Annotated in this window: 11 protein-coding genes and 1 tRNA gene; 8 read left to right on the plus strand and 4 right to left on the minus strand. The window is 67.9% G+C overall.

The genetic code is table 11. The annotated features are described in order from the left end of the window. Positions 1 to 120 precede the first annotated feature (120 nt). The 4 genes from gyrB to LWF15_RS15275 all read left to right on the plus strand — a co-directional run bounded on the left by gyrB (position 121) and on the right by LWF15_RS15275 (position 6,591). Positions 121 to 2,136, plus strand: a complete 2,016-nt coding sequence (gene gyrB, locus LWF15_RS15260; RefSeq protein ID WP_232811647.1) for a DNA topoisomerase (ATP-hydrolyzing) subunit B — start codon at positions 121 to 123, stop codon at positions 2,134 to 2,136. 112 nt (positions 2,137 to 2,248) lie between these two features. Then, positions 2,249 to 4,870, plus strand: a complete 2,622-nt coding sequence (gyrA, locus tag LWF15_RS15265) for a DNA gyrase subunit A (protein WP_232811473.1) — start codon at positions 2,249 to 2,251, stop codon at positions 4,868 to 4,870. Positions 4,871 to 5,164: 294 nt separating this feature from the next. Next, positions 5,165 to 6,328, plus strand: coding sequence for a DUF3566 domain-containing protein (locus LWF15_RS15270; protein WP_232811474.1), 1,164 nt, complete (start codon positions 5,165 to 5,167; stop codon positions 6,326 to 6,328). A gap of 189 nt (positions 6,329 to 6,517) precedes the next feature. Beyond that, positions 6,518 to 6,591: transfer RNA gene (locus LWF15_RS15275), tRNA-Ile, on the plus strand. A 401-nt stretch (positions 6,592 to 6,992) separates the two neighbouring features. On the opposite strand, the gene LWF15_RS36420 is transcribed toward LWF15_RS15275, so the two are convergent. Then, the gene (locus LWF15_RS36420) at positions 6,993 to 7,121 is read right to left on the minus strand and encodes a hypothetical protein (RefSeq protein WP_269810228.1); all 129 of its coding nucleotides are present in this window, start codon (positions 7,119 to 7,121) and stop codon (positions 6,993 to 6,995) included. A gap of 83 nt (positions 7,122 to 7,204) precedes the next feature. Between LWF15_RS36420 and LWF15_RS15280 the strand changes: the two genes are divergently transcribed. Both LWF15_RS15280 and LWF15_RS15285 read left to right on the plus strand, forming a co-directional pair. Continuing rightward, a complete protein-coding gene (locus LWF15_RS15280; protein WP_232811475.1) occupies positions 7,205 to 7,378 on the plus strand; it encodes a hypothetical protein in 174 nt (57 codons plus the stop codon). A gap of 100 nt (positions 7,379 to 7,478) precedes the next feature. Next, a complete protein-coding gene (locus LWF15_RS15285; protein ID WP_232811476.1) occupies positions 7,479 to 8,312 on the plus strand; it encodes a carbon-nitrogen hydrolase family protein in 834 nt (277 codons plus the stop codon). Here LWF15_RS15285 and LWF15_RS15290 read toward each other — a convergent pair. After that, positions 8,309 to 8,689: a VOC family protein gene (locus LWF15_RS15290; protein WP_232811477.1), complete on the minus strand. Its 381-nt coding sequence runs from the start codon at positions 8,687 to 8,689 to the stop codon at positions 8,309 to 8,311. The genes LWF15_RS15285 and LWF15_RS15290 overlap by 4 nt on opposite strands. Positions 8,690 to 8,851: 162 nt before the next feature. Between LWF15_RS15290 and LWF15_RS15295 the strand changes: the two genes are divergently transcribed. Next, positions 8,852 to 10,576: a S8 family peptidase gene (locus tag LWF15_RS15295; protein ID WP_232811478.1), complete on the plus strand. Its 1,725-nt coding sequence runs from the start codon at positions 8,852 to 8,854 to the stop codon at positions 10,574 to 10,576. A gap of 7 nt (positions 10,577 to 10,583) precedes the next feature. Here the strand turns inward: LWF15_RS15295 and LWF15_RS15300 are convergent, their stop codons facing one another. Beyond that, complete coding sequence (locus tag LWF15_RS15300) at positions 10,584 to 11,636, minus strand: spore photoproduct lyase family protein (RefSeq protein WP_232811479.1); 1,053 nt, start codon at positions 11,634 to 11,636, stop codon at positions 10,584 to 10,586. A 147-nt stretch (positions 11,637 to 11,783) separates the two neighbouring features. On the opposite strand from LWF15_RS15300, the gene glgX reads away from it, so the two are divergent. Next, positions 11,784 to 13,991, plus strand: a complete 2,208-nt coding sequence (glgX, locus tag LWF15_RS15305) for a glycogen debranching protein GlgX (protein WP_232811480.1) — start codon at positions 11,784 to 11,786, stop codon at positions 13,989 to 13,991. Here the strand turns inward: glgX and LWF15_RS15310 are convergent. After that, a complete protein-coding gene (locus tag LWF15_RS15310) occupies positions 13,939 to 14,175 on the minus strand; it encodes a hypothetical protein (RefSeq protein ID WP_232811481.1) in 237 nt (78 codons plus the stop codon). The two genes, glgX and LWF15_RS15310, sit on opposite strands and share 53 nt — an antisense overlap. Between the last annotated feature and the right edge of the window lie 38 nt (positions 14,176 to 14,213).

Here is a 14,213-nt window from a genome sequence, read left to right on the forward strand (position 1 = left end):
GGCGGCGCCAGGGTTACCGCACTCAGCGGGTCACCCTCGGGCCCGTACCGTCGGCCGCGCTGGCGTGAGTCACCGGCCCTTGAAGCTTCAGGAGTCCCCCCACTCGTGGCCGAGCAGACGATACCGAGCGCCCCTGAGTCCTCCGCCGTCGAGCCGGCCGTCGTCGAGGCCGACGGGGTCACGTACGACGCCAGTGCCATCACCGTGCTGGAGGGCCTGGAGGCGGTTCGCAAACGCCCCGGCATGTACATCGGCTCCACCGGCGAGCGGGGTCTGCACCACCTGGTCTACGAGGTGGTCGACAACGCGGTCGACGAGGCGATGGCGGGCTACTGCACCGAGATCGACGTGACCATCCTGGCCGACGGCGGTGTCCGGGTGATCGACAACGGCCGGGGCATCCCGGTCGACATCGTCGCCTCCGAGGGCAAGCCGGCCGTCGAGGTGGTGCTCACTGTGCTGCACGCCGGCGGCAAGTTCGGCGGTGGCGGCTACTCGGTCTCCGGCGGTCTGCACGGCGTGGGTGTCTCCGTGGTCAACGCCCTCTCCCGCAACCTCCAGGTCGAGGTCCACCGTCAGGGCTCGATCTGGCGGCAGTCCTACGAGATCGGTGTGCCCCAGGCCCCGCTCGCCCAGGGGGAAGACATCCCCGACGAGGACACCGGCACCATCGTCACGTTCTGGCCGAGCGGTGAGATCTTCGAGACGCTCGACTTCGACTACGAGACGCTGCGCACCCGGTTCCAGCAGATGGCCTTCCTGAACAAGGGCCTGCAGCTGAAGCTGACCGACGAGCGGCCGGAGCACGCGGACGAGGACGGCAAGCAGTTCAGCGCCACCTACAAGTACGACGACGGCCTGATCGACTACGTCAAGCACCTGAACTCGTCGAAGAAGAACGAGAACATCAACCCCGAGGTCATCTACCTCGAGGCGGAGGACAAGGACAAGGGGCTGGCGCTCGAGCTGGCCATGCAGTGGACCACGGCCTACTCGGAGAGCGTCCACACCTACGCCAACGCGATCAACACGCACGAGGGCGGTACCCACGAAGAGGGTTTCCGCGCCGCGATGACCAACCTGATCAACGAGTACGCCCGGGCCAAGGGCCTGATCAAGGAGAAGGACCCGAACCTGGCCGGTGAGGACATCCGGGAGGGGCTCACCGCCGTCATCTCGGTGAAGCTGACCGAGCCGCAGTTCGAGGGCCAGACCAAGACCAAGCTGGGCAACACCGAGGCGAAGACCTTCGTGCAGCGGGTGGTGCGCCAGGAGCTCACCGACTGGCTGGACTCGCACCCGAACGACGCGCGTGACGTGATCCGCAAGTCCATCCAGGCCGCCGCGGCCCGGATGGCGGCGCGCAAGGCTCGCGAGGCCACCCGTCGCAAGGGCCTGCTCGGCGGCGGTGGCCTGCCCGGCAAGCTGTCCGACTGCCAGTCGACCCACCCCGAAGAGTGCGAGATCTTCATCGTCGAGGGTGACTCGGCCGGCGGTTCGGCCAAGAGCGGCCGCGACCCGCGCACCCAGGCCATCCTGCCGATCCGCGGCAAGATCCTGAACGTCGAGAAGGCGCGGATCGACAAGGTTCTGGCCAACCAGGAGGTGCAGGCGCTGATCAGCGCGTTCGGCACCGGGGTGAGCGACGACTTCGACCTGTCGAAGCTGCGCTATCACAAGATCATCCTGATGGCCGACGCCGACGTCGACGGCCAGCACATCCGCACCCTGCTGCTGACCCTGCTGTTCCGCTTCATGCGGCCGTTGGTCGAGCACGGCCACGTCTACCTGGCCCAGCCGCCGCTGTACAAGATCAAGTGGTCGGGCAAGGGCTCGGAGCCGGAGTACGTCTACTCCGACCGGGAGCGCGACGCCGTCGTGGCGGCCGGCCGCGAGGCCGGCAAGAAGCTGCCGAAAGACGATGGCGTGCAGCGGTACAAGGGTCTGGGCGAGATGAACGCCAACGAGCTCTCCGAGACCACGATGGACGTCAACCAGCGCGTTCTCCTGCAGGTCACGATGGAGGACGCGGCGGCGGCCGACGAGATGTTCGCGATCCTGATGGGCGAGGACGTGGAGTCGCGGCGCTCGTTCATCCAGCGCAACGCGAAAGACGTTCGTTTCCTGGACATCTGATCTCGAAGCCGCCGGTGGGCACCCTGTGTGCCCTCCCCCAGCGCCTCCGGCTCCGGGTGGTACCCCCACGGCGTCCTCAATCGAAAAAGCTTGCTGAACACGAAGGATCGATGTGACCGAGCAGCCGCCCACCCTCCCGCCGTTGCCCCAGCCCGGCCGGGTCGAGCCGATCGACCTGCAGCTGGAGATGCAGCGGTCGTACCTCGACTACGCGATGAGCGTGATCGTCGGCCGTGCCCTGCCGGACGTCCGGGACGGCCTGAAACCCGTTCACCGGCGCGTGCTCTACGCGATGTACGACGGTGGTTTCCGCCCCGAGCGCGGCTACAACAAGTGCGCCCGCGTGGTCGGCGACGTGATGGGGCAGTACCACCCGCACGGTGACTCGGCGATCTACGACACCCTGGTGCGCCTGGCCCAGCCCTGGGCGCTGCGCTACCCGCTGGTCGACGGGCAGGGCAACTTCGGTTCCCCGGGTAACGACCCGGCCGCGGCCATGCGGTACACCGAGTGCCGGATGGCCCCGCTGGCCATGGAGATGGTCCGGGACATCGACAAGGACACCGTCGACTTCTCCCCGAACTACGACGGCAAGACGCAGGAACCCGACATCCTGCCCGCGCGCTTCCCGAACCTGCTGGTCAACGGCTCCGCCGGGATCGCGGTCGGGATGGCCACCAACATCCCGCCGCACAACCTGCGCGAGGTGGCCGACGGGGTGCAGTGGCTGCTGGCCAACCCCGAGGCCTCCGACGAGGAGCTGCTCGGCCAGCTGCTGCTGCGGGTCAAGGGCCCCGACTTCCCGACCCACGGCCTGATCATGGGTACCCGCGGGATCGAGGACGCGTACCGCACCGGCCGCGGCTCGATCACCATGCGCGCGGTGGTCACGGTCGAGGAGATCCAGAACCGCACCTGCCTGGTCGTCACCGAGCTGCCCTACATGGTCAACTGGGACAACCTGAAGGTGAAGATCGCGGAGCTGGTCGACTCCGGCCGGATCCAGGGCATCGCCGACATGCGCGACGACACCTCGGGCAAGACCGGTCTGCGCATCGTGATCGTGCTCAAGCGCGACGCGGTGGCCAAGGTCGTGCTGAACAACCTGTACAAGCACACCCAGCTGCAGGACAACTTCGGCGCGAACATGCTGGCCCTGGTCGACGGTGTGCCGCGCACGCTGAGCCTGGACAAGTTCGTCCGGCACTGGCTCGACCACCAGATCGAGGTCATCGTCCGGCGCACGCGTTACCTGCTGGCCGAGGCCGAGCGCCAGGCCCACATCTACCGCGGTCTGGTCAAGGCGCTCGACGCGCTCGACGAGGTCATCGCCCTGATCCGGGCCAGCGCCACGGTCGAGGACGCGCGCGGCGGGCTGATTGCGCTGCTCGACATCGACGAGGTGCAGGCCGACGCGATCCTGGCCATGCAGCTGCGCCGGCTGGCCGCCCTGGAACGCCAGAAGATCCTGGAAGAACTAGCCAAGCTCGAGGCGCAGATCGCCGAGCTCGAGGCGATCCTGGCCTCGCCGGAGCGGCAGCGGCAGATCATCTCCGAGGAGCTGCAGGAGATCGTCGACAAGTACGGCGACGAGCGGCGCACCCAGATCCTGCCCTTCGAGGGCGACATGAACGTGGAAGACCTCATCCCCGAGGAAGAGGTCGTCGTCACCATCACCCGTGGTGGTTACGCCAAGCGCACCCGCTCCGACCAGTACCGGGCGCAGCGGCGCGGCGGTAAGGGCTCCAAGGGCACGACGCTGCGCGGCGACGACGTGGTGGAGCACTTCTTCGTCACCTCGACGCACAACTGGCTGTTGTTCTTCACCAACTTGGGACGGGTGTACCGGGCCAAGGCGTACGAGTTGCCTGAGGGCTCCCGGGACGCCAAGGGCCAGCACGTGGCCAACCTGCTGGCGTTCCAGCCCGGCGAGCAGATCGCCCAGGTCATGTACCTGCGCACCTACGAGGACGCCGACTTCCTGATCGTGGCCACCCGTGACGGTCTGGTGAAGAAGACCCGGCTCGCCGAGTACGACTCCAACCGGGCCGGCGGCGTGATCGCGGTCAACCTGCGCGAGGGTGACGAGCTGGTCTCCACCCGCCTGGTCGGGCAGAGCGACGACCTGCTGCTGGTGTCGAAGAAGGGCATGTCGGTCCGGTTCACCGCCGACGACACGGCGCTGCGCCCGATGGGGCGGGCCACCTCCGGGGTCACCGGCATGAAGTTCCGCGAGGGCGACGAGCTGCTCTCGATGGACGTGGTGAAGGACGGCGCCGACGAGTACGTCTTCATCGTCACCGAAAATGGTTACGCCAAGCGCACTCCGGTGGACCAGTACCGGGTGCAGGGCCGGGGTGGCCTGGGCATCAAGGTGGCCAAGCTGACCGAGGAGCGCGGCGACCTGGTCGGCGCGATGATCGTCAGCGAGACCGACGAGGCCCTGATCGTGATGGAGCGCGGCAAGGTCGTGCGCTCGTCCGTGGCCGGGGTGCCGGCCAAGGGCCGGGACACCATGGGTGTGGTGTTCGCCAAGCCGGACAAAAACGACCGGATCATCGCGGTCGCCAAGAACACCGAGTCGGCCGAGCTGGAGGACGAGGAGGAGGGCGCGGAAGACGCCACCCCCGGCGAACTCTCAGCTGGATCTGACAGTGTGACCGCGGGCGAAGAGGCAGTACCGACCGAATCGACCGGAACCGACACTGACGGCGACGACGAGAGCGACGTCTGAGCCGCCGGATCGGTTGCCCTCCCCGGCCGTCACGTGACTAACACCAGACTCGCGAGACGGCCGCGGTGACATGCTCTAGGGTCGGGATACCGATCGCGGAGCGATAGGATCGGCTGAAACGGGTGTTGTTCGTGCCCACGTTCGGCTAGTGAGCTAGCAGCCGATCATGAATCTGACCGAATTCTGACGGCGGTTACCGCCGGCTGCTGAACGTGGAGGTGAGACGTGAGTCCGGAGAAGGAGAACCGACCGGCGAGCACGTCAGCACCGAAACCGGGTGGGGGAGCGTCTCCGATGACGACCGATGCATCGCCAAGCGTCTCCGGCGGGGGTAACAAGCCCTCGTCCTCCGGAGGTCCGGCGAAGGGACGCCCTGCTGGTAACAGCGGCCCCGCGCGTCCGGCCGGCAACGCGAGCGCCCCGTCCGGCTCGTCCAACTCCGCCACCCGGCCGGCCAACGGTGGCGCCAGCCCCGCCAGCCCCGCCCGCCCTGCCTCGGCGGCTCCGCAGGCGGCCCCCCAGCCCGCTCGCGCCAACCAGCCGGGCACCACGCCTCCGGCCCGGCCCGCAGCGTCCGCTCCCAGCGGTGCTTCCGCCCCCGCCGTGAAGCGCACCCCTGGTGCTCCGGCTCCCGCGGCAGGCAACAACCGCCCGCCCAGCGGCGACGTCACCCGCCCGGCCGCCACCGGCAACAAGCCTGGCGGTAGCCCGGCCGAGTCCGCCGCCGCGCGGGCCGTGGCCAACGGCGGCAGCAACGCCCGCTCCAACGTGCCCAGCCGCCCTGCTCAGGGCAGCGCCGGCGCGAGCAACGGTAAGAGCAGTGCCCCGGCCAAGGCTGCAGCTGCCGCCCCGGCCGGCCTGCGTCCCCAGCCCGCCGCTGCTCCCGCCAGCCCGGCGCCCTCCGCGGCCCGGCCCACCGGCAACAGCCCGCGGCCCTCTGCGCAGCCCCGCCCGGCCACGCAGCCGCGTCCCGCTGGCTCCGACTCCTGGTCAGACTCGATCAGCCCGAACGGCCGGCCCGAGAACGGCGGAGGTGGCGGCGGTTCCTACCAGACCGCCACCGACGAGCGCGGCGGCACCGACCTCGACACCCCCCGGGTGGCCCGCCTCACGCTGGCCAGCATCGACGTCTGGTCGGCCCTCAAGCTCTCGTTCCTGCTCTCCGTCGCCTCGGCGATCGCCCTGGTGATCGCCGTGTGTGTGCTCTGGCTCGTGCTCAGCGCGATGGGCGTGTTCGACTCGCTCAACGAGATGCTGAACTCGCTCGGCCTCGAGCAGGCCGACAGCAGCTTCGACATCTACCAGTACATCGGCTTCGGCAAGGTCCTGTCGATCAGCATCGTGCTCGGTGCCGTCAACGCGCTCATCCTGACCGCGCTGTCCACCGTGGGCGTGCTGCTCTACAACCTCAGCTCCGGCCTGGTCGGCGGCGTGCGCGTCACTCTGTCCGACGACTGACAGCCCTCCGAAGAGGCCCTCGTCCCCACTGGGGGCGGGGGCCTCTTCGCTGCCCTCGGCGCAAACGGGGGCGAAGCAGCCTCGGCGATCGGATTCGCAGAGACTCACGCGCGGGCCCGGTTTGGGAGGACCGGGCCCAGTGCGGTAATCTCTACGAGCGGTCGTCGCCACAGGCGGTGCACGCGGTTCGGGCCTATAGCTCAGTCGGTTAGAGCGCTTCCCTGATAAGGAAGAGGTCAGTGGTTCAAGTCCACTTAGGCCCACCGAAAAGCCCCAGCTCAGACTCAGTCTGGCTGGGGCTTCGTGGTTTGCGGGTGGGACGAGTATCAGCTGCCCACAGCGCCGTAGCTCTTGCGACGTGCAGTGGCCCTCACCGCGCCGCGGGGTGAGGCTCCTGCAGAAGGGTCCTCGTTGCAGAAGCGTCCTCATGGCAGAAGCGTCCTCGTTGGTGCAGCCGCTCCCCATGCGCACCTTGGGAAGCTCCACCTCAGACCACCGAGGCCGACCGACGTAGTCCTCAGCCGTCGGACAGACGATCGCGCTTCCGAGTTGGAGCGACCTTCAGGCGGAGTAGGGCGAGCAGTGCGCCGAAACCCGGGACGATCGAGAATGCCCTGATGGTCTTTTCTTTCGTGATCGTCCGAGTCAGCACAACAGCGATCAGTTAGGCGCAGCCGTTGCTGACCTCGGTCAGGCGGCGGCCGGCCAGAGCAAGGGCCAGAGCAAGGGCCAGAGCAAGGGCCAGAGCTAGGGCCAGAGCTAGGGCTAGGGGCAGGGCCAGGGGCGGGGCCAACAGGGGGGGGCGTCGGGTCTGGCTGGAGGTGCGTGACTTTGGAAGGATCCTGGGGTGGAGTCGGTGTCGTGCTCGGAGGATCTGTGAACGCTAGAAAGAGCTTTGTCTCACCGTGGTTCTTCGTGCTCGTCGGTCTGCTCGTGCTTGGGCTCGAGCACGTGTCCCCCGGTGAGGCGCCGGTCGCGCTGATCATTGGGGGTGTGCTGTTCGGGGTCGGGCTGGCTGGGGTGATCTTCCGGCCCGGCGCTGCGCACTAGCGGTGACGAGTAGCGCACCCGTACGGCATCGGGTCTGGTGAACGCGCGAACCAGGCACAAGCGTGGACGGCGCTCAGATGTCGATCTACGGGGGTTCGCGATGAGCAGGCTTCGCATTGCTGTGACGCAGAGCGGGATCAGCCGCGACGTCACCCGCAACGGGGAGGCGGTGCGCTCGGCGATGCGCCTGGCCGCCCGGAACGACGCGCGCCTGGTGCAGTTTCCCGAGGGCATGCTGTCCGGGTACCCCAAGGAGCAGGTGCGCGACTGGGCGCAGGTCGACTGGGTGCAGCTGGAGCACGAGCTCGACCTGATCCGCCTGCTCGCCCGGGAGCTCGGGATCTGGGTGGTGCTGGGCTCGGCCCACCGGCTGACCGCGCCGAACCGGCCGCACAACAGCCTTTACGTAATCGACGACCAGGGCCGGATCGCCGAGCGCTACGACAAGCGGTTCTGCTCGCACACCGAGATCACCGACTGGTTCTCCCCCGGCTTCCGGCCGGCCACCTTCACCGTCGACGGCTTCCGCTTCGGCCTGCTCACCTGCATCGAGGTCAACTTTCCGGCGCTGTTCGCCGAGTACGAGGCCCTGGGCGTCGACTGCGTGCTGCTGTCCGCCTACCCGGTCGACTCGATCTTCAAGGTGAAGGCGCAGGCGCACGCTGCGATCAACAACTACTGGCTGGCTCTGTCGGTGTCGGCCCGGCTCAGCCTCGACCTCGGCTCGTGCGTGTTCGGGCCGGACGGCAGCCAGCTCACCAACGCCAGTGACGAGCATCCGGTGGCGTTCGCCGACATCGACCCGGACGATCCTCTGTTCGACACCGCGCTGACCAAGGCCCGTCCGTGGCGGGCGCGGGCTCGCCATGGAGACATCTACAGCGGGCGCCGGGTGCACGACGATCCCCGCAGTGCCGACCTGACCTGCGTCTAACCCGAGGTCGGCAGGATCCGGAAGAACCGAAGCGCGTTGCCGTCGAGGTCCAGCACCGTGAACTCCTCGGTGCCCCAGGCCGTGCGCTGCAGCGGCCCGTTCGGATGCACGATCCCCGCCTGGGAGCAGCGCTCGTAAAGAGCAAGAGCCTCGTCCACCCGGATACCGCACGAGGCACTGCCCGCGAGATGCGGTTCACCGCCCGGAACGTCCGGCCGGTTCGCCGCCCACAGGTGCAGCTCTACCTCGTCGCGGACCAGGATCGCCAGGCCGGCCTGCTGATGGCGGCAGTGGAAGGGAAGACGGACGGTGTAGAACCCCACCGCCGCGGCGATGTCCCGGACGGGCAGGGAGGGGATCGCGCCCAGCATGGCCATGTCACCAAACGTAGTCCAGTGGATACGACCATCCCGATCAGTCGCACATAGGTAGATCAGGGGCACCGACCGGCCAAGACAAACCCGATCGGGCGCTGATTGACGGCTAAAGCTCTCCGTAGGGTCATGGTGACGGATCGTCTACCAGAGCGAGGTTCCATCGTGGGCGAGCGCCACCTCAAGCTTGATCTGCCCACGAAGCTCATCATCGCTGCCGTTGGCATGGGAGCCGTGCTCACTGCTCTGCCCGGCAGCGCGGAGCGGAGCGAGGCCGACGCTGTCTACAGCGCCCAGGTCGTAGGTACTCAGGCTGAGGATGCGATCCCCGGTCAGTACATCGTGGTGCTCAAGGCCCCGGCCACGGGTGAGGACAACGCCGCCCTGGAGGCCGCCGTCGAACGCGCGGAAGATCGCGGCGCGGAGGTCACGCAGGAGTATGGCGAGGCGATCAACGGGTACGCCGCCACGATGAGTGGCACCGAACTGAACAAGGTGCGCACCGACCCGGCCGTCGCGTACATCGCGGCCGACACGGTGGTCAGCATCGGCGGCAGCCGTACCGTGCCCTCTTGGGGGCTCGACCGGATCGACCAGCGCTCCGGCCTGAACAGCAAGCTCAGCACCACCGGCGACGGGAGCGGCGTCACCGCGTACGTCATCGACACCGGCGTACGGGCGACCCATGAGGACTTCGGCGGCCGCGTCACCTCGGGCTACACGGCCATCAATGACGGGCAAGGTACGGACGACTGCCACGGCCACGGCACGCACGTCGCCGGCACGGTGGCCGGCAGCAGATACGGAGTGGCGCCGGGCGCGGACATCGTGGCGGTGCGGGTGCTCGGCTGTAACGGTGAGGGAACCTCGTCCGGTGTGCTGGCTGCGGTGAACTGGGTCACGGCGAACGCGGTGAGCCCGGCCGTGGCGAACATGAGCCTGGGCGGCGAGGCCAATGCCCCGCTCGACAATGCCGTTGCTGCCTCCATCGCCTCCGGCATCACCTATGCCGTGGCGGCCGGCAATGAAACGGTCAATGCCTGCAACGTCTCCCCCGCCCGCGTGCCCGCGGCGCTCACCGTGGCGGCGTCTACGCAGTCCGACGAGAACGCCAGCTTCAGCAACTTCGGCTCCTGCGTGGATCTCTACGCCCCGGGTACTGCGATCGTCTCCGACTACAAGAACGCCGACAACAGCACGGCCACGATGAGCGGCACCTCAATGGCCAGCCCGCACGTGGCCGGCGCGGCGGCCCTCTACCTCCAGGCCAACCCCGGCGCCTCCCCCAGCGCTGTCGCCGCCGCTCTGGAGGACAGCGCGACCGCTGACGCCCTGGAAGATGTCCCCGCCAACACCCCGAACTTGTTGCTGTACAGCGGATCTGCCAGTATCCCCACTCCCACGCCTACCCCCACAACCACCACACCTACCCCCGCGCCGACCACCGCAACGCCGACGGCCACCCCGACCACCAGCGCACCGACCGAAACCCCGACCACGAGCCCGACGGCCACGCCGACAGCGGTGCCCACCACGCGCGTCCCCACGCAGCCCTCCCCCACCACAACCACCGTGGCGCCGAAGCCCGCTCAGAAAGCCACCACGAGCAGGGGCCGGGTCAACGCAAAGACCAAGAGCCTCACCGCCGCGAGCTACACCAGCAAGGCCACCGGCCCGCAGCGCGGCACCCTGACCGGACCGCGGGCCACGAACTTCGACCTCACTCTGCAGAAATGGAACGGCCGGAGCTGGGTGAAGGTGGCCGCCGGGAAGAAGGCCGGATCCAGCGAGAACGTCAGCTACACCGGAACTTCCGGCAAGTACCGCTGGCAGGTGGAACGGGTGAAGGGCCAGGGGACCTACACGTTGAAGATCGTGCGCACGCTCTAGAACCCGGTCAGAACGCGTAGCGCACGGTCAGCCAGGGTGCGCGCTCAGCGATCAGGTCGAGCAGGCGCTGCTTCCAGACCGCCTTCCAGGCCGCGCGGTAGCGCACGTTGCGCATCCCGTTCTGCGAGACCTTGAACTCCTGGATGTCGGGACGCCACAACAGGTTCTCGGCCTGCGGGTGCCAGCCCAGGTTCACCTCGTGCAGGCCCTGGTTGTGGGTCAGGAAGATGACCTCGGCGGCCGCCTGCGCCTTGGCCGCCGGGGAGAGCACGTCGTTCAGGTGGTCGAGGAGTTCGGCCCAGTCTTCCAGCCACTCCTCGTGCACCACCACCGGCGACAGGTTCAGGTGCACCTCGTAACCCGCGGCGAGAAAATCGTCCACTGCCGCGATCCGCTCGGTAACCGAGGACGTCCTTATGTCCAGCAGTTTCGCTGTCTTCTCGGGCATAACGGAAAACCGGACGCGGGTGCGCCCCTGTGGTTCGTAGGTGAGCAGATCGCGGTTCACCAGTTTGGTGGCGAACGACGCCTTCGCCGTGGGCAGGTCGCGGAAGGCCGCGACCAGGTCGGCCACGTTGTCGCTGACCATCGCATCGACCGAGGCGTCGCTGTTCTCCCCCAGGTCGTACACCCAGGCCTCGGGGTCGCACTGGTTCGGCTCGGTCTTCGGCCCCTGCCGGGCCACGTGCCGGCGCAGGTAGCCGATCATCTGCTCGATGTTGGCGTAGACGGTGATCGGATTGGCATACCCCTTGTGCCGCGGCACATAGCAGTACGCGCAGGCCATCGCGCAACCGTTCGAGGCGGAGGCGGCGATCCAGTCGGCCGAGCGCCCGTTCACCCGCGCAGTAAGCGTCTTGCGCACCCCCAGCGCCAGCACCTCGGTCTTCGTCCGCACCCAGCGCTGCACGTTCTCCTCGGCGTTGTGCACCGCGTCGATCCGGTTCGCCGAGGCCACCTCGATCACCTCGGCCTCGGGCCACCTCGCCACGATCTGCCGGCCCCGCTCGAGCTCGAGCGCGGCCGGTTCGGCGTAGATCGTGCGGACGTCCAGCAGCACCTGCCCATGCTCCCCTACGCAGGCACGACGAGCACCTCGGACATCGCCGTCAAGTTGACTCTTCAAGGTGCAAAGACGCCCTTTCCGGGTCATGATCTTGGCTCAGCACTTCGGCTGAGACCCGCCTTGGCATTTCAGGGAGTCAGTGTGACGGATCCAGCCTCCTCGCCGTCCGCCCTCGGCGTGTGGCCTGGTAAGGCCTACCCGCTCGGGGCCAGTTTCGACGGATACGGAACCAATTTCGCGATCTTCAGCGAGGTCGCCGAGAAGGTCGAGCTGTGTCTCTTCGACGAGGCCGGCAACGAGACCAGGGTCGAACTGCCCGAGGTCGACGCGTTCATCTGGCACGTCTTCCTCCCGGGGATCCAGCCCGGTCAGCGCTACGGCTACCGCGTGTACGGCCCGTGGGACCCGGCGCAGGGGCATCGCTGCAACCCGAACAAGCTGCTGCTCGACCCCTACGCGAAGGCGATCGACGGCAAGTTCGACTGGGACGAGTCGATGTTCGGCTACCCCTTCGGCGACCCGGACGCGCGCAACGACCAGGACTCGGCCGTCCACATGCCGAAGTCCGTGGTGATCAACCCGTACTTCGACTGGGGCGTCGACCGGCCCCCGCGCCACGAGTACGCGGACACGGTGATCTACGAGGCGCACGTCAAGGGCCTGACCCAGACCCACCCGGACGTGCCCGAGGCGATGCGCGGCACCTACTCCGGCATCGCCCACCCGGCGATCATCGAGCACCTGACCGCGCTCGGGGTGACGGCGATCGAGCTGATGCCGGTGCATCACTTCGCCAACGACTCCACGCTGATCGACAAGGGCCTGTCGAACTACTGGGGCTACAACACGATCGGCTTCTTCGCCCCGGACACCAAGTACTCCTCGACCACCACGCCCGGCGGGCAGGTGCAGGAGTTCAAGGCCATGGTGCGGGCGCTGCACGAGGCGGGCATCGAGGTCATCCTCGACGTGGTCTACAACCACACCGCCGAGGGCAACCACCTGGGCCCCACGCTCTCCATGCGGGGGATCGACAACCGGGCCTACTACCGCGTCATGGACGACGACCCGCGCTACTACATGGACTACACCGGCACCGGCAACACCCTGAACGTCCGGCACCCGCACTCGCTCCAGCTGATCATGGACTCGCTGCGCTACTGGGTCACCGAGATGCACGTCGACGGCTTCCGCTTCGACCTGGCCTCCACCCTGGCTCGCGAGTTCTACGACGTGGATCGGCTTTCCAGCTTCTTCGAACTGGTGCAGCAGGACCCGACGGTCAGCCAGGTGAAACTGATTGCCGAGCCTTGGGACGTCGGTCCTGGCGGATACCAGGTCGGTAACTTCCCGCCTCAGTGGACTGAGTGGAACGGCAAGTACCGCGACACCGTGCGGGACTTCTGGCGCGGCGAGCCGGCCACCCTGGGTGAGTTCGCCTCACGCATCACCGGTTCGGCCGACCTCTACGAGCACTCCGCCCGGCGCCCGGTGGCCTCGATCAACTTCGTCACCGCGCACGACGGCTTCACGTTGCGCGACCTGGTCTCGTACAACGAGAAGCACAACGAGGCCAACGGCGAGGACAACAACGACGGCGAGAGCCACAACCGGTCGTGGAACAGCGGGGTCGAGGGCCCGACCGACGATGCGTCGGTGCTGGAGATCCGGGCCCGGCAGCAGCGCAACTTCATCGCGACCATGCTGCTCTCGCAGGGTGTCCCGATGATCGCCCATGGTGACGAGCTGGGTCGCACGCAGAACGGCAACAACAATGTCTACTGCCAGGACAACGAGCTGTCCTGGGTGTCCTGGTCCGACGTGGACCAGGACCTGCTGGAGTTCACCCGGGCTGCAGCGACGCTGCGCCGCCACCACCCAGTCTTCCGCCGCCGGCGCTTCTTCAACGGCCTACCGGTGCGGGCCCAGGGCTCGGAGACCCAGCCGGACATCGCCTGGTTCCGGCCCGACGGTTCTGAGATGACCGACCAGGACTGGGGTTCCGGCTTCGGCCGGGCGGTGCTGGTCTACCTGAACGGGCAGGGCATCGACGACCTGAGCGCCCGCGGCGAGCGTGTCGTCGACGACTCGTTCCTGGTCTGCTACAACGCTCATGACCAGCCGATCGACTTCGTCGTCCCGCCGGAGAACTTCGGCGCCAACTGGGAACTCGTGCTGAGCACCGAGCCCGGCCGTCAGCCGATCCACGCTCCGGCGGTTCCGGTGCAGGGTTCGGCGATGTCGGTGCCCATGGTCACGGTCGAGCCCGGTCCGGTGGTCGAGGCCGGCAAGCCGCTCACTGTGGCTGGTCGGGCTCTGGCGGTTCTTCAGTTGCGTCCGGCTTCCTGAGTTCGGCCTGGCGCTTCTCGTAGCGGGCCTGCCAGAAGCACAGGGCCGAAGCGGCCAGGAACACCACGCCGACGGCGAGCCCCATGGGCTTGCCGTCGACGATGCCGCGCAGAACGAGTTCCGGCAGGGCGATACAGAGCAGCACGATCGCTGCGGCCAGCCAGGCCCGGGAGTTCGCCGCCATGCCTACCTCACGCTAGATCCACAGTTGTCCGGATCGGC

Source organism: Kineosporia rhizophila (assembly GCF_021277265.1).
In the GTDB taxonomy this organism is placed as follows: domain Bacteria; phylum Actinomycetota; class Actinomycetes; order Actinomycetales; family Kineosporiaceae; genus Kineosporia; species Kineosporia rhizophila.

What these genes read in the sequence shown, in the direction of transcription:
- LWF15_RS15270 (WP_232811474.1), top strand. Translation starts at nt 5,165, where the DNA reads ATGACGACCGATGCATCGCCAAGCGTCTCCGGCGGGGGTAACAAGCCC.
- LWF15_RS15285 (WP_232811476.1), top strand. Translation starts at nt 7,479, where the DNA reads ATGAGCAGGCTTCGCATTGCTGTGACGCAGAGCGGGATCAGCCGCGAC.
- LWF15_RS15290 (WP_232811477.1), bottom strand. Translation starts at nt 8,689, where the DNA reads ATGGCCATGCTGGGCGCGATCCCCTCCCTGCCCGTCCGGGACATCGCC.
- LWF15_RS15310 (WP_232811481.1), bottom strand. Translation starts at nt 14,175, where the DNA reads ATGGCGGCGAACTCCCGGGCCTGGCTGGCCGCAGCGATCGTGCTGCTC.